The organism is Variovorax robiniae, from assembly GCF_037889955.1.
Classification (GTDB): Bacteria; Pseudomonadota; Gammaproteobacteria; order Burkholderiales; family Burkholderiaceae_C; genus Variovorax; species Variovorax robiniae.
This window is the reverse complement of record NZ_JBBKZS010000007.1, coordinates 291,344-313,487: the sequence shown is the minus strand read 5'-3', so window position 1 is coordinate 313,487 and position 22,144 is coordinate 291,344. Positions and strand designations below refer to the sequence as shown.

The following is a 22,144-nucleotide window of genomic DNA, read 5'->3' as shown; positions in this document are numbered from 1 at the left end:
TTTTCGCAAGTATCGTCACTGAGAGCGCAGCACCTGATCGGGACAACCCTCCCGCCGGTAGCGAATGCACCTTGTGAAAGGCGCGCTTCCTACAATGTGACCATGTTTGTTCACCTGCGCCTGCACACCGAATTTTCCGTCGTCGACGGCACCAACCGCATCGATGAAGTTGTCAAGGCCGCGGCCAAGGACAAGCAACCCGCGCTGGCCATCACGGATCTGAGCAATCTTTTCGGCGCGATCAAGTTCTACAAGGAAGCGCGCGGGAAGGGCGTCAAGCCCGTGCTCGGCGCGGAAGTCTTCGTCGAGGGCCTGGGCCATGAGTCGGGCGCGCTCACGCGCATGGTGCTTCTGGTGCAGGACATGCAGGGTTACCTGAACTTGTCGGAGCTGCTGGCGCGTGCCTGGACGCAGAACGTCGGTCGCGGACAGTCGCAGGCCGCCTGCAAGCTGGATTGGCTCCAGGAACTCAACGGCGGACTCATCCTGCTGTCAGGCGCGCAAGCCGGCCCGCTCGGCCATCCGCTGCTGCAGGGCGGCGCCCATGGCGATTCACGCGCCGCCGAAGTCGCACTGCAACTCGCGGGCATCTTCCCGCATCGCTTCTACATCGAGTTGCAACGCGCAGGCCGTCCGGAAGACGAGCCGCATGTGATCGCCGCCGTGCAGCTTGCCGCGCGCCTGCAATTGCCCGTGGTGGCCACCCATCCAGTGCAGTTCGCAGGGCCGGAAGACTACGAGGCCCACGAAGCCCGCGTCTGCATCTCCGAAGGCGAGATCCTCGGCAACCAGCGGCGCGTCCGGAAGTTCACACCCGACCAGTACTTCAAGTCCGCGGAAGAGATGAAAGCACTGTTCTCCGACGTGCCGAGCGCCATCGCCAACACCGTCGAGATCGCCAAGCGCTGCAACCTCACGCTGGTGCTCGGCAAGCCGCAGTTGCCCGACTTCCCCACGCCGCTCATCGACGGCGTGCCGATGCCGATCAACGACTTCTTCCGCCAGGAATCCTTCGAGGGCCTGGAGGTCCGTCTCGCCCACCTGTTCCCCGACGTGGCCAAGCGCGATGCGCAGCGCCCGCGCTACGTCGAGCGCCTGGAGTTCGAGATCAACACGATCCTGAAGATGGGCTTCCCGGGCTACTTCCTGATCGTGGGCGACTTCATCAAGTGGGCCAAGAACAATGGCTGCCCGGTCGGTCCGGGCCGGGGTTCGGGCGCGGGCTCACTGGTGGCCTATGCGCTGAAGATCACCGACCTCGACCCGCTCGAATACAACCTGCTGTTCGAACGTTTCCTGAACCCTGAGCGCGTCTCGATGCCCGACTTCGACATCGACTTCTGCCAGGGCAACCGTGACCGCGTGATCGACTACGTGAAGGACAAGTACGGCCGCAACGCCGTGAGCCAGATCGCCACCTTCGGAACGATGGCTGCGCGCGCCGCGATCCGCGACGTGGGCCGTGTGCTCGACATGAGCTACATGTTCTGCGACGGCATCAGCAAGCTGATCCCGAACAAGCCGGGCATGTCGTACACGCTGCAATACCCGCCGGTGCCCAAAGTCGATGGCGACAAGAACAACTACGCCATCGAACTGGAGCCGCAACTCGCGGTCCGCATCGAGAAGGAAGAAGAAGTCAAGATGCTGGTCGAGCTCGCGCAGAAGCTCGAAGGCATGACCCGCAACATCGGCATGCACGCGGGCGGCGTGCTGATCGCACCGGGCAAGCTCACCGACTTCTGTCCGCTGTACCAGCAGCCGGGCAGTGACTCGGCCGTGAGCCAGTACGACAAGGACGACGTCGAAGCGATCGGTCTCGTCAAGTTCGACTTCCTGGGTCTGGCCACGCTGACGATCCTGGAGATTGCCAAGGACTTCATCGTGGCCCGCCACAAGGGCCAGGAGAACTTCGCGTTCGAGAACATCCCGTTGAACGACGGGCCCACCTACAAGCTCTTCTCCGACGGCTTGACCGAGGCGGTGTTCCAGTTCGAATCGCGCGGCATGCAGGGCATGTTGAAGGACGCGCGGCCGACGCGGCTTGAAGACCTGATCGCGCTCAACGCCCTGTACCGTCCGGGCCCGATGGACCTGATTCCCAGCTTCGTCGCGCGCAAGCACGGCCGCGAGCCGGTGGAATATCCGCATCCGGCCGTTGGCACGATGCTGTCCGAGACCTACGGGATCATGGTCTACCAGGAACAGGTGATGCAGACCGCGCAGATCCTGGGCGGCTACTCGCTCGGCGGCGCCGACTTGCTGCGCCGTGCGATGGGCAAGAAGAAGCTGGAGGAAATGGCCGAGCACCGCGAGAAGTTCCGTGCGGGCGCGCTCGCGACGCACGGCATTGCGCAGGAAAAAGCCGACGAAATCTTCGACTTGATGGAGAAGTTCGCGGGCTACGGCTTCAACAAGTCGCACGCCGCCGCGTACTCGCTGCTGGCGTACCACACCGGCTGGCTCAAGGTCCATTACTGCGCCGAGTTCTTCTGCGCCAACATGACCGTGGAAATGGACGACACCGACAAGCTCAAGGTGCTGTACCAGGATGCGGTCAAGAACTTCGGCCTGACCTTCGAGCCGCCCGACGTCAATCGCGGCCGCTACCGCTTCGAGCCGGTGACCAACAAGGTCATCCGCTACGGCCTCGGCGCCGTCAAGGGCACGGGCCAGCACGCGATCGACGCCATCGCGGCGGCGCGCGAGGAGGGCGGCCCGTTCACGAGCCTGTTCGATTTCTGCGTGCGCGTGGACCGCACCCGCATCAACAAGCGCACCGTGGAAGCCTTGATCAAGGCCGGCGCCTTCGACCTGATCCAGCAGAACCGCGCGTGCCTGGTCGCGTCGATCGACCGCGCCTACGAGTTCGCCAACGCAACCGCCGCCAATGCGGCCCAGGTCGACATCTTCGGCGACAGCGAGCACGGCTCGGCCTCGGCGGAACCCGACCTCATCCCGGCCACGCCGTGGGGCGTGAAGGAACGCCTGACCTACGAGAAGACCGCCATCGGCTTCTACCTCTCGGGCCACCTGTTCGACGAGGTCGAGCACGAGGTGCGCCGCTTCTGCAAGCGCGAGATCACCGACCTGATGGACTCGCGCGACCAGCAGGTCATTGCCGGCATCGTGAGCGACCTGCGCATCATCAACGGTCTGCGCGGCAAGATGATCCTGTTCAAGCTCGACGACAAGAGCGACGCCATCGACGCCACCTGCGACGAAGCCACCTACAACGCGAACCGCAATGTGCTGAAGGACGACGAGTTCGTCGTCGTGAGCGGCGTGCTGCAACCGGGCCGCGGCGGCTTCGAGGCGCGCTTCAAGGTATCGCAGGTGTACGACCTGGCCGCGGCGCGCTGCCGCTTCGGCAAGTTCCTGCGCGTCACGGTCAACGGCAAGGCGCCGGACATCGCGCGCATCGCAAAGGACTTTCCGCCCCGCAAGCTGGAGAACAGCGAGCCGGATGAGCCGCGTATCGGCCTGCCGGTGCGGCTGTCATTGGCGCGCGCGGGGGCGAAGGTGGAATTGCAGCTGGGCGAGGCGGCGCGCTTCTTTCCGGAGGATGCGGCGCTGGCCAGTTGGACGGCGCAGGCTGAGGCGGGGAATGCAGTGGTGGTGTACGACTGAGCGCCTTTGCAGCGCTGCCGGATTGCTATCAAATCGATAGCATGCCATTTTGGCCGTATAAAATGCGATTTCGCAAATAATACGGCCAATGAACTACATCCCCCTGTCGGACAACGCGGCACGCCAGGCCATTGACTCCAGCACCATCTTCGGCGAGTTCAGCCGGGTGCAGGCGCAGGCCCGCCAGTACGTCGGCGGCATGTACTGGAAGCAGCAGGGCGAGTACGAATACCTGGTCAAGACACAGCTGGACAACAGGCAACAGCGGATCGGTCCGCGCTCGCCGGATACCGAGAAGATCTACGCCGACTTCAGCTCGCGCAAGCAAGCCATCGAAGGCAGGTTGAGCAGTCTCAAAGACGCGTTGAAAGAAGCAGAGCGCTTGAACAAGGCGCTCAAGGTCGGGCGCGTGCCAGCGATCGTGATCTCGATCCTTCAGGCGCTAGAGGCCGCGGAGTTGGGCGAGCACTTCACCGTGGTCGGCACGCATGCTCTCTATGCCTACGAAAGCGCTGCGGGCGTGCGCATCGCGCAAGGCGCGCTTGCCACGCAAGACGTCGACCTGTTGTGGGATGCGCGGCGCCGCGTTCGCTTCATTGCGGACATGGCCCGCTTGGAGACGTCGGTGCTGTGCGTCCTGCAGCGTGCCGATCCGACCTTCCAGCGGAAGGAAGATCAGAACGAGACGGCCATCAGCGCGAGCGGTTTCGAGGTTGACTTCCTGCGCCGGCAACCGGAGGGGGATGATCCGCACCCCTTCCGTTTTTCGGACGACGAGGGCGATCTGTGGCCCGTGCAAGCCATCCGCGCGTCGACCCTCACCAGCGCTCCGCGTTTTGAACACATCGTGATTTCCGTTACGGGGCGAATGGCAATGATGCGAACCATTGCGCCGGAGGCCTTCGTGGAGTTCAAGCGGTGGATGGCGGACAAGGCCAAGCAGAGGCCGGAGGTCAAGCGGAGGCGGGACCGGCGTCAGGCGGACATTGTTCAGGCCATGCTGGATGAGGGGCTGCTGCCGCTGCCGCGTTGACTGCAGGATCTCGCACCTGATTGGCAAGTCGCAGCATCGCTGCGAGTTTCAGCTCAGCCCTTCGGCCGCAGCACGATTTCAGGAAACGGCGATGGGACCCGGCCATCGATGTCACGCGGCATCACTTCGGTTTTCTGGATGGCGCGCAACGCGGCCTCGTCCCATGCCGCATTGCCGCTGGACTTCACCACCCGCGGCGTTCCAACGATGGTTCCGTCCGGCGAGGTCTGGATCTGGACCACCACTTCCGGGTTGCCGCTGACCGATTCTGGATCGAAGACCACGTTGCGCTTGATGAGCGCAGCGACGCGTCCGAAGTAGCCACCGGAAATCCCGCTGCCAGAGCCCTTGCCTGAACGCGGTGCGGAGGTCTGATCGCCGGACGCGCCGGCCATACCTTGCATGCGCTTGAGCGTGGCCGCACGATCGGCAGCCGCTTGCTTCGCCGCATCCGCCGCAGCCTGCTTGGCCGCTTCCGCCTTCTTCGCTTCAGCTTGTTTGGCGGCCTCGGCCTTCACCGCTTCCGCCTTCTTCGCAGCCTCGGCCTTCTTCGCCTCGGCTTCGTCACGCTTGCGCTGCTCCGCAAGCTTCTGCTGCTGCTCTTCCTTCTTGCGCTGCGCCTCGTCCTCGGCGCGCTCACGCGCTTCCCGTTCCTTCTGGGCCTGCGCCTTCTTCGCGGCGATCTGCTGCTGCCGGAGCCGTTCTTGCTGCTCTTCTTCGGCGCGTTCCTGCTGCTCCTTCAGCTTCTTCTCGCGCTCGAGCGCGATGTCCGGCGCGCGCGGCGCGGGCGGCTCCGGCGGCTTCACGGCCTGGGGCGGCGGTGGCGGAGGAGGGGGCGGCGGCGGGGCCGGTGTGGGCGCTGGCGGAGGAGGTGGGACGGGCGTCGGCGGCGGCACAGGACGCGGCGCGGCCTGCTGCACCGTCGACGACCAGAGCTCCGCCTCGATCGCATCGTCGTCGGCTTCGCGCTTCCAATGCACGCCCCAAGTCAGTGCGGCAATCAGCAGCGCGTGCGCGATCAGCGCCAGGACGACGGCGCGTGGGGTGCCACGCTGCGGCGGCGGCGCGAATTCGGGGCGGTCTGCGGCCAGTGACATGCGTTATTTGCCGCCCGTGGTGGTCACGGAGAGGCCGACGCGTTCGATGCCGCCCCGCTTCAACTGGTTCATCGCCTTGACGACGGTTTCGTATTTCACCGACTTGTCGGCGCTGATGACCACTGGACGGTTGTCGTCGCCACCTTGCGCGTCCTTCGCGGCCTTGCCGATCTGCGTCATGGGGATCGAGGTGCCGCCGGTACCCTGCGACGAATCCTTCTTGAACTGCACTTCGTCATCGCTCTTGATGACGATCTCGATCGGCTTGTCCGGTTGCTTGTTGGCCTTGTCGACGCTCGGCAGGTTGATCACGCTCGGCGTGATGAGCGGGGCCGTGACCATGAAGATGATCAGCAGCACCAGCATCACGTCGATGAACGGGACCATGTTGATCTCGTTGATCGTGCGGCGGCCGCGGCCGCGGGAGGACATGGCGGGCATGGCGTGCGCCTCCGTTCAGCGGTTGGTCGCCGCAGCGACGTTGGCCGACAGGTTGCGTTGCAGGATGTTGGAGAACTCTTCGATGTAGGTCTCCAGCGCGATCGCGATCTTGTCGATCTCGCGGGCGAAGCGGTTGTAGGCCACCACGGCGGGAATTGCCGCGAACAGCCCGATGGCCGTGGCCACCAGCGCCTCGGCGATGCCGGGCGCGACTGTGGAGAGCGTCACCTGCGCCAGCGCGGCCAGGCCGGTGAAGGCATGCATGATCCCCCACACCGTGCCGAACAGGCCCACGTAGGGCGACACCGAGCCAACAGTTGCCAGGAAGGACAGGTTCTGTTCCACCGCATCCAGCTCGCGCTGGAAGCTCGCCCGCATCGCGCGGCGTGCACCGTCGAGCAAGGTGCCGGCATCGACGATGTTGCGCTCGCGCAGCTTCTGGTACTCGCGCATGCCGCTCGCGAAGATGCGTTCCATCGGGCCGGCCAGCTTGGCGTTCTGCGCGGCGGAGGCAAACAGTTCGTTGAGGCTGGTGCCCGACCAGAACTCGCGTTCGAATTCATCGTTGAGTGCGCGCGTGCGCTTCAGCGAAAAGTACTTGCGGAAGATGGCGGCCCAGCTGGCGACCGACACCACGACCAGCAGCAACACCACCAGCTGCACGGGCAGGCTGGCATGGATCAGCAGGGAGAGTATCGAGAGGTCTTGGTTCATGGCTTGTAATGAGGTGAGGGCCCCTTGGCCGCTTCGTCGCGTGATGGAGCCACCGGCGCGCCGAGGGTTCCCGTCACACGGGCCGGAATGCGCGCAGGCCGCAGTGTGGTGGCATTGACCCAGCCGATGCGGATCGTGCCTTCGCACAGCAACTTGCCCTGCTCCGTTTTTGATAGCACGCGCTGGCCGATTATCAATGACGCCGTGCCGATCTGTTGCACATCGGCAGTCACGAGCAGTTCGTCGTCCAGGCGCGAGGGGAGGTGGTACTTGAGCTGCGTCTCGCTGACGACGAACTGGCAGCCCGTTTCGTCGCGCAACTGGCGCTGTTCGATGCCGAGCGAGCGCAGCCATTCGGTGCGCGCGCGTTCCATGAACTTCAGGTAATTGGCGTAGAAGACGATGCCGCCGGCGTCGGTGTCTTCCCAGTAGACGCGGATGGGGAATTGGAAGCTCATGCGAACCTCACGCCGCCATCGCCTTCAACCGCTCGATGGCCTCTTGCAGATGCGCCATCGAACTCGCCGTCGAGAAGCGGATGAACTTCGCCGTCTCGGCCGTTCCGAAGTCGCGTCCCGGCGTGACAGCGACATGCGCGCGCTTCATCGCCTCGAAGGCGAAATCCCAACTGCCCTCGATGCCCAGCTTGTGAGCGAGCGAACTGCAATCGGCCCAGGCGTAGAAGGCCCCATCCGGCACCACCGGCACATGGAGACCCAGCGCGTTCAACTGCGGAATGAACCAGTCGCGCCGGGCCTTGAACTCGGCGCGACGGCGTTCGTACTCGGCAATGCTCTCGGCCTCGAAGCAGGCCAGCGCCGCGTACTGCGCCACTGTGCTGGCGCAGATGAACAGGTTCTGCGCCAGGCGTTCGATCACCGGCACCAAGGCTTCCGGCACGACCAGCCAGCCGAGCCGCCAGCCCGTCATGTTGAAGTACTTGCTGAAGCTGTTGATGCTGATGACGTTGTCGTCGATGGCCAAGGCAGTGTGGCCGAACGCGTCGTCGTAGGAGAGCCCCAGGTAGATCTCGTCGATCAGCGTGATGCCGCCCCGACGCGTCACCACCTCATGGATGCGGCGCAGTTCATCCGGCGCGATCGAGGTGCCCGTCGGATTGGAAGGCGAGGCCAGCAGCACACCGCGCGTCTTGTCGGTCCATGCCGCCTCGACCTTGGCCGCGCTGAGCTGGAAGCGCTCTTCCGCGGTCGTCGGCACCAGCACCGCCTTGCCTTCCGCCGCGCTCACGAAGTGGCGGTTGCACGGATAGCTCGGGTCGGGCAGCAGCATCTCGCCGGCCTCGATCAGCGCGAGGCAAGCCAGTTGAAGCGCCGCCGAAGCGCCCGCTGTCACAACAATGCGACGCGCCGGCACATCGACGCCGAAGCGCTGCGCATACCAGCCGCTGATGCGCTCGCGCAGCGCGTCCAGTCCGACGGCATGCGTGTACTGCGTAGCGCCGCTGCGCACGGCGCGCATGGCCGCTTCCTGCACCAGCGGCGGTGCGGTGAAATCGGGCTCGCCGATGTTCAGGAAGATCATCGGCCGGTCGGTGTTGGCCACCTCGCGCGCCAGCTTGCTGGCGGCCTTGGCCACTTCCATCACGTAGAACGGTTCGATGCGCTCCGCCCGCGACGCGACCCTCATCGGGCGTTGCCCTTCGCCCGATCCGCCTCGACCTCCGCCGCACGCAGCTTCGGCGCCAGCCCGTTGAGCACGGCATTCACGTACTTGTGCCCGTCGGTGCCGCCGAACTCCTTGGTGAGCTCCACGCATTCGTTGAGCACCACGCGCCACGGCACGTCCAGGCAATGCTGGAATTCATAGACGCCGATCCACAGCACCGCGTGCTCGATCGGCGAGATCTCTTCCATCTTGCGATCCAGCAGCGGCAGGATCAGCGCATCCATCTCCGCGCCCTGCTCGATGGAGCCGTGCAGCAGCGCGTCATAGTGCGCCGCGTCGGCCTTGTGGAAGCCCGCGAGGTCGCGCGTGAAGTGGTCGATCTCGGTCGCGTCATTGCGCCCGACCAGGTGCTGGTACAGCGCCTGCAACGCGAACTCGCGTGCGCGGCTGCGGTTGGACTTGGCCGAGGCCTTGCGTGCGCCGGTGCTGGTCAGCCCGCCGGTGGTCTTGCGCGGCGGTTTGCCGGTCTTGCTGGGTGTTTGTGCGGTCATGACATTTGCGCCAGCAGTTGCGCCATCTCGACCGCCACGCGCGCCGCGTCGCGGCCCTTGTCGGTCTGTCGGGCCACGGCCTGCGCCAGGTTCTCGGTGGTGATGATCGCGTTGGCGATCGGGATGCGGTAGTCGAGCGCCACGCGGCTCACGCCTGCGCCGGACTCGTTGGCCACCAGCTCGAAGTGATAGGTCTCGCCGCGGATGATGCAGCCCAGCGCGATCAGCGCCTGGTAGCCCCCACGCTCGGCGAAAGCTTGCAGCGCCACCGGCACCTCCAGCGCACCGGGCACGAAGACGTGGTCGATGTCGGCGTCCGCCACACCCAGTGCCGACAACTCGGCCAGGCAAGCCGTGGCGAGTGCGCCCGTGATGTCGTCATTGAAGCGCGCCTGCACGATGCCGATGCGCAAGCCCTTGCCATCGAGCGCACCCGCGGCGCCCTTGTTCGCATTCAGCATGATTTCAGCAGTCCTTGTGGGTGTAGCCGACGATCTCGAGGCCATAGCCGGGCGTCATGCTCGGCATGCGACGCGGGTTCGCCATGAGGTTCATCTTGTGCACGCCGCAGTCGCGCAGGATCTGCGCGCCCACGCCATAGTTTCGCAAGTCCATGCGTCCGCGTTCGGGTGCCTGCGCGGGGCGCGCGGTGCCCTCGAACTGGGCCAGCAACTCGGTGGCCGACTCACCGCAATTCAGAAGCACCGCCACGCCCTTACCTTCGGCCGCGATGTGCGCGAGGCTGGCGTCGAGGCTCCACGAATGCAGCGAGCGATTGATCTCGAGCGCGTCGAGCACCGATAGAGGCTCGTGCACGCGCACCGGCACGACGTCATCGGCCGCCCAGGCGCCGCGCACCAGCGCCAGATGCACGCCGCCGCTCGGCTTGTCGCGGAAGGCATGCGCCGTGAACGCGCCCCAGGTGGTCTGGATTTCGCGACTGCCGACCTTCTCGATCAGCGTTTCGGTCTGGGCGCGGTGCTCGATCAGCGCGGCGATGGTGCCGATCTTGAGCCCATGCTCGGCGGCGAACACCTGCAAGTCCGGCAGGCGGGCCATGGTGCCGTCCTCGTTCATCACCTCGCAAATGACCGAGGCCGGTGAGCAGCCCGCCATGGCCGAGAGGTCGCAGCCCGCCTCGGTGTGACCGGCGCGCATCAGCACGCCGCCATCCACCGCCTGCAACGGGAAGATGTGACCCGGCTGCACCAGGTCCGTGGCCACGGCATCGCGCGCCACGGCGGCCTGCACGGTGCGCGCGCGGTCGGCGGCGGAAATGCCCGTCGTGACGCCTTCGGCCGCCTCGATCGAGACGGTAAAGGCGGTCGAGTGCTTGGCGCCGTTGCGCGCCACCATCGGCGGCAGGTTCAGGCGTTCACACATTTCGCGCGACAGGGTCAGGCAGATCAGGCCGCGCGCATGGCGGGCCATGAAGTTGATGGCCTCCGGCGTGACGTGATCGGCCGCGATGACGATGTCGCCTTCGTTCTCGCGGTCCTCCTCGTCGACGAGGATGACCATCTTGCCGGCGCGCAGGTCGGCCACGATGTCTTCGACGGAGGAAATGGGGGCGGGCGTTCGCCCGTTGACTGGGGTGCCAATCGGCGTGACGGAGGCGTTCATGGCTTGTTCGTCTGGGTGGGGAGGGGAAGGGCGCCGGCCTGGAGCATGCGCTCCACATAACGGGCGACGGTGTCGATTTCGAGGTTCACGCGGCTGCCCTCGACCAGCCCTCCCAGCGACGTGTTCTCCACGGTGTGCGGAATCAGGTTGATGCTGATCTCGCTGCCCTGCGGGCCGTCGCTCACGCTGTTGACCGTCAGGCTCACGCCGTTGACGGTGATCGAACCCTTGTAGGCCAGGAAGCGGGCGAGCGAGGGCGGCGCGACGATGCGCAGCTCCCAGCTCTCGCCGACCGGCGCGAAGCGGCTCACCGTGCCGATGCCATCGACATGGCCGGACACGATGTGGCCGCCCAGGCGATCGCTGGCGCGCAAGGCCTTTTCGAGGTTGATCCGCGCCGAGGTTTCGGTGAGGCCGGCCGTCTTGTCGAGCGACTCGGCGGAAATGTCGATGGTGAACTGCTTGTTGGCGGGGTCTAGGGTGGTGACGGTCATGCAGGCGCCGTTGAGCGCAATGCTGTCACCAAGACCCACGTCGTCGAGATAGCCGTCGGGCGTGGCGATGCTGAGTCGCTTGCCGTGGGAAGAAGAGCTGCCGAGGTCGTGGATGGCGGCGATGCGCCCCACGCCGGTGATGATTCCGGTGAACATCTGCGCATTTTCGCAGAGTATTTGGCCGGCTCCGGCTTGCACCCGCCTGGTGCGCTTCGGCGATCCCTGCTGGCGAGGCCGCAACAGGCGGCCGAAACACTGTATCTCGCCTCGCGCTGCGCCGCTTAAAGCGCTTTTGCAGCCTAGAAGGCGTCGCGCCCGACGACCCTGGCGATGACGCGCAGGTCAGGCCCCAGCATGTCGACGGAGCGGAATTCCAGCGGCAGCGCACCGGCCAACTCGGTCAGCGGCCCCTCGGCGTGAATGTGGCTGGCCATTCCCATGCCGCTGCCGATGAACTTTGGCGCCAGGTACACCAGCAGTTCATCGACCAGCCCTTCGCGCATCAGAGAGCCATTGAGCTTGTGGCCGGCCTCGACGTGCAGTTCGTTGATTTCGCGCCGCGCCAGATCGGCGAGCATCGCCGCCAGGTCGACCTTGCCTTGCGGATTGGGCAGGTGCGTCACCGTGGCGCCGCGGGCCTTGAGCGCTTCTTCCTTCTCGGGGCTGGAGCGCGCGCCGGCATAGATCCAGACAGCGCGGCCGGGCATGAACAGGCGTGCATCGGGCGGCGTCTGCAACTGGCTGTCGACGATGACCAGGTGCGGCTGGCGCCCCGTTTCGACCAGGCGCACGTCGAGCAGGGGGTTGTCCTCCAGCACCGTGCCCACGCCGGTCAGCACGGCACTCGCGCGCGCCCGCCAGGCGTGCCCGTCGGTGCGAGCGGCCGCGCCAGTGATCCACTGGCTCACGCCGTTGTCGAGGGCGGTCTTGCCGTCGATCGAGGCCGCGACCTTCATCCGCAGCCAGGGTGTCTTGCGGACCATGCGGCTGAAGAAGCCCATGTTGATTTCGCGCGATGCGGCGGCGCCCGGCCCGACGTGGACCTCGACGCCCGCCGCGCGCAGCCGGGCGAAGCCCTCGCCGGCCACCAGCGGATTGGGGTCCGCGATCGAAGCGACCACCTTGCGGATGCCCGCGGCGATCAGCGCATCGCAACAGGGGCCGGTGCGTCCATGGTGCGAGCAGGGCTCCAGCGTGACGTACGCCGTCGCGCCGACGACCGAATGGCCACGCGCCGCGGCATCGCGCATCGCCATGATTTCGCCATGCGGCCCGCCCACCGGCTGGGTCTGGCCCTGGCCGATGACCTCGCCCTTGCTGTTCGTGATGACGCAGCCCACTGCGGGATTCGGTGAAACATTGGCTTGTGCCGCACTCGCCAGCGCGAGCGCCATATCCATCTTTTGCGCGTCGAATGGCATGAAGGAGTGATCGGGAGATGAAGTTGGAGCCGGCCAACCCGGGCTTTCAACGACTCCAGCAATCCGCCACCAGTTCGGCGGAAGCGCTCGCCGAGGACAGGCCGCGCTTCCCATCATGTGTCAACGTGAACTCGCCGCACTTGTCGCCGACCTGGCCGTTTTGCGGAGTCGCCGCCAAAGTGTAGCCAGCTCCCTGCGTGTCCGTGTTCGCAAGGCTGATCGTGTAACTCCTGGACGGCACCTCTTGCAACGCCGTGGGAAACTTCGTGGCGGCTTCCTCGGTCGTCAGGTAGGTGCCCCGGGCCGTGGCCACCCGCTCCAGCCAGTGGGCGGCTTGAAGCAAGCCCGCGCGCGCCTCGGCGCGATTGGCCCGGCGGATGTACTCCCGGTAGCTGGGCAGTGCGATGGCGCTCAGGATGCCGATCACCGCGACCACGATCATGGCTTCGATCAGCGTGAAGCCGCGCCGGCGCGAACGCCCCCTCGCAGCAGCCCTCACCGCAACTGCCTCCAACTCGGCCGCAGGCTGAGCTTGCCCAGCCGATCCCGGTCGTCGCAGGTCTGGCCCGAGGGGCAGACGCTGATGACCTTCTTGTCCGTCTTCACGGCATGGCGCAGCGATGACTCGATGCGAGAGGCGGTCATGGGCACATCAGCCGTCGAGGTGCTGGCCGTGTACCCGTAGATCTGCGAGCGCGGGGCGGCACCGGTGATCGCGTTCAACGTGGTGAGATAGCTGCGGCCGTTCACCATGGTCGGGCCGCAGGTCTCTTCCGTCGTGTTGCCATCGGCGCCCGGGATGATGCTTGCGATGTCGACCAGCAGCCCGTCGAACCAATCGAGGTTCTGCACCACGCGTTCGCCAAGCGGCAGGTCGAGGTACCAACCCTTGCGAGACGCGAAGTCCACGTCGTTGGCGCTGAGGTGCCAGAGCCGGTTGCCACTGGCGCTCGAGGTGCCGGCCTGTGCGCCGATGGTCTGTGCGACCAGCGAATGGCGGCCATTGGCGACCGGTTCGCCGCCCGACAGGACCACCTCGTTGTCCTCGCCGCGCGTGATGACGGTGCTGTCGCGGACGCCGTAAAGCGTCTGTGGCGATGTGTCCCCCCGATCATCATTGGTGAGATTGCGCCCGGTGCCGAACACCAGCATGAGGCCGCCCTGGGGATGCGGCAGCCACACCGGCGCGGCGGTGATGGGCTGGGCCTTGCCGGTCGCGTCGTGGGCGATGTAGAGCGGGAGGTTGTCGAACGCAGGCTTCCAGTCGCTCGAGGACTTGCCAGAGAGGTCGAACTTCCAGAGTTTGCCGTGCAGGTCGCCGGCATAGGCGATGTCCGGCCTGCCGTCGCCGTTGAGGTCGATGAGTCGGGGCGCGCCGAGGCCGTTGCCGCCCGCGTGGCCGACGACGATCCGGACCAGTTCCTTGCCGCGATCGAGGTACTGGATCAGCAACACGGCCCGCTCGTTCGTGCTGTTGTAGCCGTTGCCCGTGACCAGCGCCCAGCGACCGTCGTTGAGTTGGGTGATCTGCTGCGCCGCGCTTGCGCCGGACTGCCCCATGACCGGCTGGCTGAAGATGCTGCCGATGTCCGGGTCGATATCGGCACCGGTCTTGTCCAACACCACCAGGCTGCCCGGCGAGGTCGACGCGAAGGCGGCAGGATCGGTCACGTCCAGGACGAAGAAGCCTTGGCCTCCGGCGCCCAGGAAGCCTGCGAGGTAGGTCTTCCAGGTGCCGTCGCCGAGCTTGACATCGCCCGAGAGCGGCGAGCCATCGACAAAGTACTGGTGCTCGTAGCCGGGCGACGTCAGGTGCGACAGCCTGCCGTACAGGCCCTCGGGGACATAGGCAATCTTCTCGGAGCCATCGGCGGCAAGAAAGCCATGGAGCATGCCGTCGTTGGCGCCGACGTAGAGCATGGCGGACCGCGTCGCATTGGCGCTCCTGAAAGTGGCGTAGGTCGAATCGCTGAATGTGCCCGCGGGCTTGCCCGGCACCACCCAGGGCACCGAATTGACGATGTCCCCGTGGCGCGACTTGCGGTTGCGGAAGCTCCCGCCGTTCGAGACTTCCCGTGTGCGGTCGCCGCGCAGGAAGGCGAGCCGGTCCTGACCCTTGCCGTCGATGCCGGCGGCGCCCGTGTCGAGCGCGGCCTTCTGCGCGTCGGAGAGGTTGTCCCACGCCCACGTGATGCCAGCGGTGCCGTTGTGGGACAGCACGAGTCGGTTCGCCAGGTTGAAGTTGCTGCCGTCCAACAGCGTCGCCGTGGAGACCGGCTTCGCGGGCGTATTGGTATTGCCCACGGCGGCCACCGCCGTGCCCCACGCGCCGCTCGCCGATACGGCGCCGGTGCCCGCCGCCACGGTGTAGGCGGTGACAGCCCCTTGCCATCCGTCGGCGGAGTAGCCAGCCTCGAAGGACATCGATGCGTCCCGGGCCCTCCCGGAAGAGCCGGTCACCGACGTGAGCGCACGTCCCGTGTCCGCGGCGATCGAATTCAGCACGTCCTTGAAGGCCTCAGCCAGCGAGGCGGCGGTGGGCGCCGGAATGAACTTGCCGCGCGAGTTGAGGGCGGCGTGCCACAGTTCGGGCATGCGTCGCGTGTCGTCCTTGGTGGCACGCTCGCCCAGTGGATCGGGCCAGGTCGTCGTGCCCAGCATCAAGCGGTTGTAATCCTCACCGCCCCAGGTGCTGCCTTCCAGCACGGGGCCTACATCCTTGCCCCACTTGGCCGCCTCATTGAATCCAACGGTGTACAGCGTGAGGTGTTGCCAGTTGGCGGGATCGTTGCGTGGATTCCAGAATTCGGCGATGTCGCGCGACTGCGAACCGTCCGTGAAAGTCTCGCTGCCTTCGCGCGCGATGCGTCGAGGCACGTTGTTGGGCAGGGCTGGTTGCAGGTCGGTCGCCCAATAGAAAAAGGCGAGGTCCGAGAAGGTGGGCAGGACGCCAGAGCCATCGCCATCGGTGTACACGCTGGCGCCGAAGTCGTCGCGGTAGATCCGCGTTTGCCCGGTCGTCGTGTCGTAAAGGGTCCCGTCTCCGAGCGTGCGGGAAGTGCCGTCCGCGTTCCGGATCAGCACACCCGCCTCCGGGTTGGCCGCATCCCATGCGACGGGGTCATCCTTGTTGCCAAAGGGCGTGTTCCAACCCCCGTCGGTCATGAACAGGTTGTAGGCCTTGCGGCAGCCCAGCATCGGTTCTTGCACGCGCCCCGGCACGCTCGCCCAGGGGCTATTGACGCCGGGGGGCATCCGCATGTATTGACCGGCATTGAACAGCATGCGATGGGACGTCGTGTAGCCCACGGCTCCGAGCGTGCCGACCCATGTCTTGAAGTTGTCGCGGTGCTGGGCGTCCAGCACACGCATTTCGTTCTGGTCCCTGCAATCGCCGCCGCTCGGAATCGTGTAGCAGCGCGCCATGGATTGCCAAGCCAGGCGAATGGCGCCATCTGGCACGTTGGATTGCGAGAAGGTGTCGAGCAAGGCGGCGCGAAGGGTCTCCATGCCTTCTTTCCCCATGCTCCCTGAATCGTCCACGGACACGATGACGTTCGGCGCCGGCTTCCTGTAACTCGTGCCGGCGGGTGCCGTGCTGAATTGCAAGGGCGCCGCGCTTGCCTGTGGCGACAGCAGCGCGAACGCCAGCAGCGCGCAAACGGCCCTTGCGGGGGCGTGTTTTTTCTTCATGAGTCGATCCGCTTCCGCACGAACACTGTCTGCACGACGGCCATGCTGTTGGGCTTGAGTCCTTTCGCGACCGCCGTGATGCGGAAGACATAGGGATTGCCGGCGTCGGGCGCGAAGCGCTGCGCCGGCCCGGCCGTGGTGGCCGCGCCGACGTCGTAGGGCAGCACCTCGACCCAGTACCAGGCGCGCGGCGCCTGGCCGGCGCCGGTCATCAGTAGAGGATTGCTGGCGGCCGTGGCCTTGGCGCCGGTGTAGGTGCCATAGGTGGCAGCAACCTTCTGCATGGCCTCCAGACCGGTCTTCGAATTCAGGAAGGTGCCATCGTTGCCGAGGCAGATCCCACGCATGCAGGATGGCGACGCCGCGCGCAAGCTGTCCGAAAGCGTCTGGAAATCGTCTTCGTCGGCCGGAAAGAAGACCCCGCCGGCAAGTTCCCGGCAGCCCACGTATGCCGCGCCGCTCCTGCATTCGGTCTTGCCATCGGCCAGGGTGCCCATGATGTCGAACTCGGCGTCGCGCACCATGGCCTGCGCTGCTTCGAACGCGCGCTGGTAGTCGCTGTCATTGCCCGTGATCATTTCGCTGAAGAGCGCGGTGCGCGAGGCCCAGATCACGAGCAGGCTGGAAAGCATCACCATGACCAGCACGATGAACATCGACACGCCGCGCTGATGCTTGCTCTGCCCTGTCATGACGCCCCCTGGGTCCGCAGGTCGAACACATTGCGAAACAGCATGTGAAGGACGCCGTTGTGCGGCGCTTCCTTGCCGTTGCAGTCGACGTAGGTCTTCGAGGGTTGGTCGCTGGTGGTCTCCGCGCCCTTCAGATCGAGGCAGATTTCGACCGAACTCACCGAGCGCCAGAGATTGGCGGCCTTCACTTCGTCAGCGTTCATGCGCCGGATCTTGGTCGGCGAGGCCTTGACGCGGTACCAGACCTGGAAGTCCGCGACGTCAGCGACGAGGGGCTGGCTGCTCTTCAGGCCCGTGCATTTCAATGCACCCTTTTCGACCCAAAATGTGCTTTGCAGCCGTGAATTGATCGCGGAGTCGGCAACGCAGTCTCGCTGCTCCGGATCGACCGCGACGCCCGCATCGGGGATTTCCGCAGCCTTGGCGGTCGAGATTCCCGCGGCCTTGACGGGTCCGATGTATTGGTTGGTGAAAGAAACCTTGTCAGGGCCTCCCTTTTCACCCTCCTGTCCGGATACCGAAGCGCCTTTCCCGTCGAGACCGGTGAATTCTGCGTTGAATGAAACCATGCCCCCAGCTGCAGCCGGGACCACGAGATCGAGCGAGCCGGCCCGCCGTGCCTGCATGCCGATGACCCGCATGGCGAAAGACCCCTGTTGATGCAGGCGCGCAACGTCCGTGACCATCGCCGCGCTGTTGCGCGACAGCAGCATCGCGGCGATGGCGGCGCCAATGACGAGCAGTCCGATCACGAGGGCGGCCAGCAATTCGACGAGCGTGACGCCGCGCGCTTGCCGCCGCCTCGCTCCCCGCCGCATGAGCGCGCTACGGCTGGACATACACGACATGGCAGATCAGGCCGGCGGGACAGCTCGGGATGCCGGCGCTTGCGGGCGCGGGTTGGGCCAGTGGAGCGGTGTAGCCCTTGTCGTCGGAGCGCTCATTGGACCGCCAGGCCACCATGACGCCCAGCTGCCGCTTGTTGTTGGCCTCCTCGTCGCTGGAAAGAAACACGGCGGCCTTGCCCAGCGGGAGCCGCTGCGCAACTTCGGTCTTCCATTCCCAGAGGTCGCGGGCCGCCAGCTGCGCCGTGGTGCAGGCCTGGGCCCTGCAATCGGCCCCAGGCGCATCGCCAATGTCCCAGTCGGTCACATAGGCGTTCAACTGCGCGAAGGCGTCGGGATTGGACTTGATGCGCTCGCCCAGGTCTTCGATGGCCCGCACTGCCTGCGTGCGTCGTGCGGAGGTTTGCGTCTCTGCCAACGTGCGGACCTGCACCCACAGGATCGCGAGCACGCCCACGGCGAGGATCAGGATCGAGACCAGGGACTCAAGGAGCGTCACACCTCGCTGGCGGCCCTTTTGGCTCCGACGAATGGGTTGCGCCGTCATCCGGAACAATCTCCGGCGCCTGTTTGCAGCCTGCCGCCTGCGCTCAGGCACAGGAATGTCTTCTTTGCAGCGTCGGCGTTGCCGGCAGGACCGATGACGACACCCAGCGCACCCATGCCGCTGATCTCGCCCCATTGATTCAGTCGCAAATAGGATGTGCCGTTGTTGTTCGAGACCGCGACGCCGCGAGGCGCGGGCGTCGACTGCAGGAGTTGGTCGGCATTCGGTTCGTAGGTTCCGTTGCCGTTGAGGTCGGCATAGACCATCCACCCACAACTCCAGTTCTTCGCCTCGGGGGCAGAACAACCTGCTTGGGTTGATTTGCGAAGCACGACGCCGCCGCCCCGCTTGATGGCCTCCGATCGCGCGAAGTAGATCGTGGCAGTAACGTCCTCGACCGCGGTCCGAACCCGGTAGCGCGCCACCACCGAGTTGAAGCTCGGCAGCGCCAGCGTCGCCAGTATTGCCACGACCATCACGACGATGAGCAACTCGATCGCGGTGAAGCCCGGCAAGCGGCGGGCGACGCAAAGGAATCGGGTGGGCGGGTAGGGAAGCGAATTCACGCCCGCGATGCTACGGGCGCAAATGTAGTGAAAAAGTTAGCAGGGCTCGACGGCGCTCTGTCGCCGACGAACGGAACAGATCGCGGAAGTTATGACAATTTGGGAACTTTGTGCCGCCAATTTCACAAAGATATCGCGCTGGAAGAGGCCCTAAATGTCCCGCAGCAACTGCCGAAACTCGTCCACATCCTCGAAGCTCCGATAGACAGACGCAAAGCGCACGTAGGCCACCTTGTCGAGCTTCTTGAGCTCGCGCATGACCAACTCGCCCACCTTGTTCGACTCGATCTCGCGCAAGCCAAGGGCCAGCAGTTCCTGCTCGATGCGCAGCAAGGCGCTATCGATCTGTTCGATGGTCACCGGCCGCTTGCGCAGGGCCAGCATCATCGACGCGCGGACCTTGCTCGGCTCGAAGTCAGCGCGCCCGCCGTCCTTTTTCACGACCACCGGAAAGTTCACATCCGGCCGCTCGTAGGTCGTGAAGCGTTTCTCACAAGACCCGCATTGGCGACGGCGGCGCACGAAGTCGCCGTCTTCCGACACGCGGGTCTCGACGACTTGCGTTTCAAGGTGGCCGCAGAACGGGCATTTCATGCTGCGGCCACCGGTCGTCCTGCTCAGCGGTAGACCGGAAAGCGCGTCGTCAGCGCTTCCACCTTGGCGCGCACGGCGGCCAGGTTCGCTTCGTCGCGCGGGTTGTCCAGCACGTCGGCGATCAGGTGGGCCGTGGCGCGGGCTTCCTCGTCCTTGAAGCCGCGCGTGGTCATCGCCGGGGTGCCGATGCGGACGCCGCTGGTGACCATCGGCTTTTCCGGATCGTTAGGGATCGCGTTTTTGTTGATGGTCATGTGCGCGCTGCCCAGCACCGCCTCGGCTTCCTTGCCGGTGATGCCCTTGGGCCGCAGGTCGACCAGCATCAGGTGGCTCTGGGTGCCGCCGCTCACGATGCGCAGCCCGCGCTGGGTCAGCGTCTCGGCCACGATCTGCGCGTTCTTGATGACCTGCTGCTGGTAGGCCTTGAACTCGGGCGTCAGCGCTTCCTTGAAGGCCACCGCCTTGGCGGCGATGACGTGCATCAGCGGACCGCCTTGCAGGCCCGGGAAGATCGCGCTGTTGATCACCTTCTCGTGCTGCGACTTCATCAGGATGATGCCGCCGCGCGGGCCGCGCAGGCTCTTGTGCGTGGTCGAGGTGACGATGTCGGCATGCGGCACGGGGTTCGGGTAGCAACCCGCGACCACGAGGCCGGCGTAGTGTGCGATGTCGACCATGAAGATCGCGCCGACGTCATTCGCGACCTTGGCGAAGCGCTCGAAATCGATGTGCAGCGAATACGCCGAGGCGCCGGCGATGATGAGCTTGGGCATGTGCTCATGCGCCTTGCGCTCCATCGCGTCGTAGTCGATGGCCTCGTTCTTGTCCAGGCCGTAGCTCACCACGTTGAACCACTTGCCGCTCATGTTGAGGGGCATGCCGTGGGTCAGGTGACCGCCTTCGGCCAGGCTCATCCCCATGATGGTGTCGCCGGGCTTGAGGAAGGCCAGCATCACGGCTTCGTTGGCGGAGGCGCCGCAGTGCGGCTGCACATTGGCCGCGTCGGCGCCGAAGAGCTGCTTGACGCGGTCGATCGCGAGTTGCTCGGCCACGTCGACGTGCTCGCAGCCACCGTAGTAGCGCTTGCCGGGATAGCCTTCTGCGTACTTGTTGGTGAGTTGCGAACCCTGCGCCGCCATGACGGCGGGCGACGCGTAGTTTTCACTCGCGATGAGTTCGATGTGCTGTTCCTGGCGTGCGTTTTCGGCCTGGATGACAGCCCACAGTTCGGGGTCGGTCTGTTCGACCAGATTGTTGCGTTGGTACATGTTGGCAGTCCTGTGAAGACAAATTTCCTTGTTCATGCAAACAAGGGCTGCCCAGGCGAACGGCGGAACGTCCGGCAAGCCGGCCGGTACGCTCCCAAGTGGTATCCCACGTCAGCGCATGGACCCTGCGGGAGGGTCGCGCCTATCGCCAGTCGCGTACTGCGTCAGTGTAGCCGAGAGGCCAGAACTCAGGAGTCGCCTTCCAGCATGGCAACCTTTTGTCCGGGTTCGGACGACTTGCTCCGCTCGGCCACGGGCAGGCCCGGGAGGCGGGTGGAGGTGGTGGAGGGCGCCTTGCCCTGGGCCACTTGGCGCAGGCGTTCATGCTCGGCCAGCACCTTGGCGGCATAGCCGCCGTCGTCTTCCAGGTTGGCTGCGCCGACGTAGTAGCGCAAGCCGCCCGCGACGGAGCCGGCGCGGGAAATGCATTCCTGCAACACCTTGACGCCGACGCGCATGTTGGTGACCGGGTCGAAGGCGGTCAGCGTGCCGCCGGCGCTTTCGTACTTTTCGCCATGGACGCGGGTCATCACCTGCATCAGGCCCTGGGCGCCCACGCTGCTCTGGGCGAAGGGGTTGAAGCTGGATTCCACGGCCATGATGGCCAGGATCAGGGTGGGATCGAGCTTGGTGCGCTTGCCGATGTCATAAGCCTCGGCGACCAGCACGCTGAGGGGTTCGGCTGCAACGCGGTACTTCTTGCTGAGCCAATAGGCCACGGCGGCCTGCTGCTTGGGCAGGTCGCCCGGGCTCGCGGCCGTCGTGCGTTCGATCGCATTCGGCTGCAGGTCGCTCGGCTCCGGCGCCGGCACGACGGGCTTGCGCGACTGCAGCCAGCCCATCAACTGGGCTTCCCCGGATTCGCGCAGGTCGGGCCGGGCGACGAGCGCCAGGGCGGCGAACACGATCGTGAGGCCAATCAACGCAAAGCCGTTGTGGGTGATTTCAAAGAAGCCGTCTGCCACATCGGACCCGAAGGTCCGTAGCCCGCGGGCTGTGGAGGCTAACGCCTGTTTCATCGCTTTTCCTTTCGTCGTCGGCACCGGAGACATGGACACGCATGAAGCGGGCCGGGTCGACGGTGCCGTCGCTGGGGTTGGCATCAGGTTCCGCGCGAGAGGGGGAAAGGAGCGCGGCCGCCTGATAGGGCCGGTGGCTATGGAGCACGCGGCGGCGGAGTACAAAAGATCACAGGCTGCGAGTTTGCAGCAAGGTTGGGCGGATTCTATGGGTGCCCTAATACCCGGTCAAGAATATCGTCTAGTAGTCTTATTCTAAAAAAGACCTGAGGAAAGTTCGCACCTGTAGT

The 22,144-nt window shown here is 65.5% G+C and carries 21 protein-coding genes and 1 riboswitch; of the genes, 2 read left to right on the top strand and 19 right to left on the bottom strand.

The window, feature by feature from the left end:
• The first annotated feature begins 102 nt into the window (after nucleotides 1-102).
• Both dnaE and WKW79_RS18800 read left to right on the top strand, forming a co-directional pair.
• Nucleotides 103-3,630, top strand: a complete 3,528-nt coding sequence (dnaE, locus tag WKW79_RS18805; RefSeq protein WP_340336697.1) for a DNA polymerase III subunit alpha — start codon at nucleotides 103-105, stop codon at nucleotides 3,628-3,630.
• Nucleotides 3,631-3,718: 88 nt separating this feature from the next.
• The gene (locus WKW79_RS18800) at nucleotides 3,719-4,663 is read left to right on the top strand and encodes a GSU2403 family nucleotidyltransferase fold protein (protein ID WP_340336696.1); all 945 of its coding nucleotides are present in this window, start codon (nucleotides 3,719-3,721) and stop codon (nucleotides 4,661-4,663) included.
• A gap of 53 nt (nucleotides 4,664-4,716) precedes the next feature.
• On the opposite strand, the gene tolA is transcribed toward WKW79_RS18800, so the two are convergent.
• From tolA to WKW79_RS18705, 19 genes are all read right to left on the bottom strand, one after another.
• Nucleotides 4,717-5,760: a cell envelope integrity protein TolA gene (gene tolA, locus WKW79_RS18795; protein WP_340336695.1), complete on the bottom strand. Its 1,044-nt coding sequence runs from the start codon at nucleotides 5,758-5,760 to the stop codon at nucleotides 4,717-4,719.
• 3 nt (nucleotides 5,761-5,763) lie between these two features.
• Nucleotides 5,764-6,201: an ExbD/TolR family protein gene (locus tag WKW79_RS18790; protein WP_340336694.1), complete on the bottom strand. Its 438-nt coding sequence runs from the start codon at nucleotides 6,199-6,201 to the stop codon at nucleotides 5,764-5,766.
• A 15-nt stretch (nucleotides 6,202-6,216) separates the two neighbouring features.
• Complete coding sequence (gene tolQ / locus WKW79_RS18785; protein WP_340336693.1) at nucleotides 6,217-6,915, bottom strand: protein TolQ; 699 nt, start codon at nucleotides 6,913-6,915, stop codon at nucleotides 6,217-6,219.
• Complete coding sequence (gene ybgC / locus WKW79_RS18780; protein WP_340336692.1) at nucleotides 6,912-7,373, bottom strand: tol-pal system-associated acyl-CoA thioesterase; 462 nt, start codon at nucleotides 7,371-7,373, stop codon at nucleotides 6,912-6,914. Before ybgC ends, tolQ begins: the two co-directional genes overlap by 4 nt.
• Nucleotides 7,374-7,380: 7 nt before the next feature.
• Nucleotides 7,381-8,562: a pyridoxal phosphate-dependent aminotransferase gene (locus tag WKW79_RS18775; protein WP_340336691.1), complete on the bottom strand. Its 1,182-nt coding sequence runs from the start codon at nucleotides 8,560-8,562 to the stop codon at nucleotides 7,381-7,383.
• Nucleotides 8,559-9,092: a transcription antitermination factor NusB gene (nusB, locus tag WKW79_RS18770; protein WP_340336690.1), complete on the bottom strand. Its 534-nt coding sequence runs from the start codon at nucleotides 9,090-9,092 to the stop codon at nucleotides 8,559-8,561. Before nusB ends, WKW79_RS18775 begins: the two co-directional genes overlap by 4 nt.
• The gene (ribH, locus tag WKW79_RS18765) at nucleotides 9,089-9,553 is read right to left on the bottom strand and encodes a 6,7-dimethyl-8-ribityllumazine synthase (RefSeq protein WP_340336689.1); all 465 of its coding nucleotides are present in this window, start codon (nucleotides 9,551-9,553) and stop codon (nucleotides 9,089-9,091) included. The genes nusB and ribH overlap by 4 nt, the downstream gene beginning before the upstream one ends.
• 4 nt (nucleotides 9,554-9,557) lie before the next feature.
• The gene (gene ribBA, locus WKW79_RS18760) at nucleotides 9,558-10,715 is read right to left on the bottom strand and encodes a bifunctional 3,4-dihydroxy-2-butanone-4-phosphate synthase/GTP cyclohydrolase II (RefSeq protein WP_340336688.1); all 1,158 of its coding nucleotides are present in this window, start codon (nucleotides 10,713-10,715) and stop codon (nucleotides 9,558-9,560) included.
• On the bottom strand, nucleotides 10,712-11,365 hold the full coding sequence (locus tag WKW79_RS18755) for a riboflavin synthase (protein WP_340336687.1): 654 nt from the start codon (nucleotides 11,363-11,365) through the stop codon (nucleotides 10,712-10,714). Before WKW79_RS18755 ends, ribBA begins: the two co-directional genes overlap by 4 nt.
• Before the next feature lie 143 nt (nucleotides 11,366-11,508).
• Complete coding sequence (gene ribD / locus WKW79_RS18750) at nucleotides 11,509-12,630, bottom strand: bifunctional diaminohydroxyphosphoribosylaminopyrimidine deaminase/5-amino-6-(5-phosphoribosylamino)uracil reductase RibD (protein ID WP_422823918.1); 1,122 nt, start codon at nucleotides 12,628-12,630, stop codon at nucleotides 11,509-11,511.
• Nucleotides 12,631-12,676: 46 nt separating this feature from the next.
• Complete coding sequence (locus WKW79_RS18745) at nucleotides 12,677-13,129, bottom strand: type IV pilin protein (RefSeq protein WP_340336686.1); 453 nt, start codon at nucleotides 13,127-13,129, stop codon at nucleotides 12,677-12,679.
• On the bottom strand, nucleotides 13,126-16,323 hold the full coding sequence (locus WKW79_RS18740; protein WP_340336685.1) for a pilus assembly protein: 3,198 nt from the start codon (nucleotides 16,321-16,323) through the stop codon (nucleotides 13,126-13,128). The genes WKW79_RS18745 and WKW79_RS18740 overlap by 4 nt, the downstream gene beginning before the upstream one ends.
• Nucleotides 16,320-17,015, bottom strand: coding sequence for a pilus assembly PilX family protein (locus WKW79_RS18735; RefSeq protein WP_340336684.1), 696 nt, complete (start codon nucleotides 17,013-17,015; stop codon nucleotides 16,320-16,322). The genes WKW79_RS18740 and WKW79_RS18735 overlap by 4 nt, the downstream gene beginning before the upstream one ends.
• Nucleotides 17,012-17,854: a PilW family protein gene (locus WKW79_RS18730; RefSeq protein ID WP_340336683.1), complete on the bottom strand. Its 843-nt coding sequence runs from the start codon at nucleotides 17,852-17,854 to the stop codon at nucleotides 17,012-17,014. The genes WKW79_RS18735 and WKW79_RS18730 overlap by 4 nt, the downstream gene beginning before the upstream one ends.
• Nucleotides 17,841-18,407: a type IV pilus modification protein PilV gene (gene pilV, locus WKW79_RS18725; protein WP_340336682.1), complete on the bottom strand. Its 567-nt coding sequence runs from the start codon at nucleotides 18,405-18,407 to the stop codon at nucleotides 17,841-17,843. Before pilV ends, WKW79_RS18730 begins: the two co-directional genes overlap by 14 nt.
• Nucleotides 18,404-18,922: a GspH/FimT family pseudopilin gene (locus tag WKW79_RS18720; RefSeq protein ID WP_340336681.1), complete on the bottom strand. Its 519-nt coding sequence runs from the start codon at nucleotides 18,920-18,922 to the stop codon at nucleotides 18,404-18,406. The genes pilV and WKW79_RS18720 overlap by 4 nt, the downstream gene beginning before the upstream one ends.
• 201 nt (nucleotides 18,923-19,123) lie before the next feature.
• Entirely contained in the window at nucleotides 19,124-19,567 is a 444-nt protein-coding gene (nrdR, locus tag WKW79_RS18715; protein WP_340336680.1) for a transcriptional regulator NrdR, read from the bottom strand.
• A gap of 23 nt (nucleotides 19,568-19,590) precedes the next feature.
• A complete protein-coding gene (gene glyA, locus WKW79_RS18710) occupies nucleotides 19,591-20,835 on the bottom strand; it encodes a serine hydroxymethyltransferase (protein ID WP_340336679.1) in 1,245 nt (414 codons plus the stop codon).
• A gap of 42 nt (nucleotides 20,836-20,877) precedes the next feature.
• Nucleotides 20,878-21,001, bottom strand: a riboswitch (ZMP/ZTP riboswitch).
• A gap of 22 nt (nucleotides 21,002-21,023) precedes the next feature.
• Nucleotides 21,024-21,854, bottom strand: coding sequence for a lytic transglycosylase domain-containing protein (locus WKW79_RS18705; protein WP_340336678.1), 831 nt, complete (start codon nucleotides 21,852-21,854; stop codon nucleotides 21,024-21,026).
• Nucleotides 21,855-22,144 lie beyond the last annotated feature (290 nt).

What these genes read in the sequence shown, in the direction of transcription:
- dnaE (WP_340336697.1), top strand. Translation starts at nt 103, where the DNA reads ATGTTTGTTCACCTGCGCCTGCACACCGAATTTTCCGTCGTCGACGGC.
- WKW79_RS18800 (WP_340336696.1), top strand. Translation starts at nt 3,719, where the DNA reads ATGAACTACATCCCCCTGTCGGACAACGCGGCACGCCAGGCCATTGAC.
- tolA (WP_340336695.1), bottom strand. Translation starts at nt 5,760, where the DNA reads ATGTCACTGGCCGCAGACCGCCCCGAATTCGCGCCGCCGCCGCAGCGT.
- WKW79_RS18790 (WP_340336694.1), bottom strand. Translation starts at nt 6,201, where the DNA reads ATGCCCGCCATGTCCTCCCGCGGCCGCGGCCGCCGCACGATCAACGAG.
- tolQ (WP_340336693.1), bottom strand. Translation starts at nt 6,915, where the DNA reads ATGAACCAAGACCTCTCGATACTCTCCCTGCTGATCCATGCCAGCCTG.
- ybgC (WP_340336692.1), bottom strand. Translation starts at nt 7,373, where the DNA reads ATGAGCTTCCAATTCCCCATCCGCGTCTACTGGGAAGACACCGACGCC.
- WKW79_RS18775 (WP_340336691.1), bottom strand. Translation starts at nt 8,562, where the DNA reads ATGAGGGTCGCGTCGCGGGCGGAGCGCATCGAACCGTTCTACGTGATG.
- nusB (WP_340336690.1), bottom strand. Translation starts at nt 9,092, where the DNA reads ATGACCGCACAAACACCCAGCAAGACCGGCAAACCGCCGCGCAAGACC.
- ribH (WP_340336689.1), bottom strand. Translation starts at nt 9,553, where the DNA reads ATGCTGAATGCGAACAAGGGCGCCGCGGGTGCGCTCGATGGCAAGGGC.
- ribBA (WP_340336688.1), bottom strand. Translation starts at nt 10,715, where the DNA reads ATGAACGCCTCCGTCACGCCGATTGGCACCCCAGTCAACGGGCGAACG.
- WKW79_RS18755 (WP_340336687.1), bottom strand. Translation starts at nt 11,365, where the DNA reads ATGTTCACCGGAATCATCACCGGCGTGGGGCGCATCGCCGCCATCCAC.
- ribD (WP_422823918.1), bottom strand. Translation starts at nt 12,630, where the DNA reads ATGCCATTCGACGCGCAAAAGATGGATATGGCGCTCGCGCTGGCGAGT.
- WKW79_RS18740 (WP_340336685.1), bottom strand. Translation starts at nt 16,323, where the DNA reads ATGAAGAAAAAACACGCCCCCGCAAGGGCCGTTTGCGCGCTGCTGGCG.
- WKW79_RS18735 (WP_340336684.1), bottom strand. Translation starts at nt 17,015, where the DNA reads ATGACAGGGCAGAGCAAGCATCAGCGCGGCGTGTCGATGTTCATCGTG.
- WKW79_RS18730 (WP_340336683.1), bottom strand. Translation starts at nt 17,854, where the DNA reads ATGTCCAGCCGTAGCGCGCTCATGCGGCGGGGAGCGAGGCGGCGGCAA.
- pilV (WP_340336682.1), bottom strand. Translation starts at nt 18,407, where the DNA reads ATGACGGCGCAACCCATTCGTCGGAGCCAAAAGGGCCGCCAGCGAGGT.
- nrdR (WP_340336680.1), bottom strand. Translation starts at nt 19,567, where the DNA reads ATGAAATGCCCGTTCTGCGGCCACCTTGAAACGCAAGTCGTCGAGACC.
- glyA (WP_340336679.1), bottom strand. Translation starts at nt 20,835, where the DNA reads ATGTACCAACGCAACAATCTGGTCGAACAGACCGACCCCGAACTGTGG.
- WKW79_RS18705 (WP_340336678.1), bottom strand. Translation starts at nt 21,854, where the DNA reads ATGAAACAGGCGTTAGCCTCCACAGCCCGCGGGCTACGGACCTTCGGG.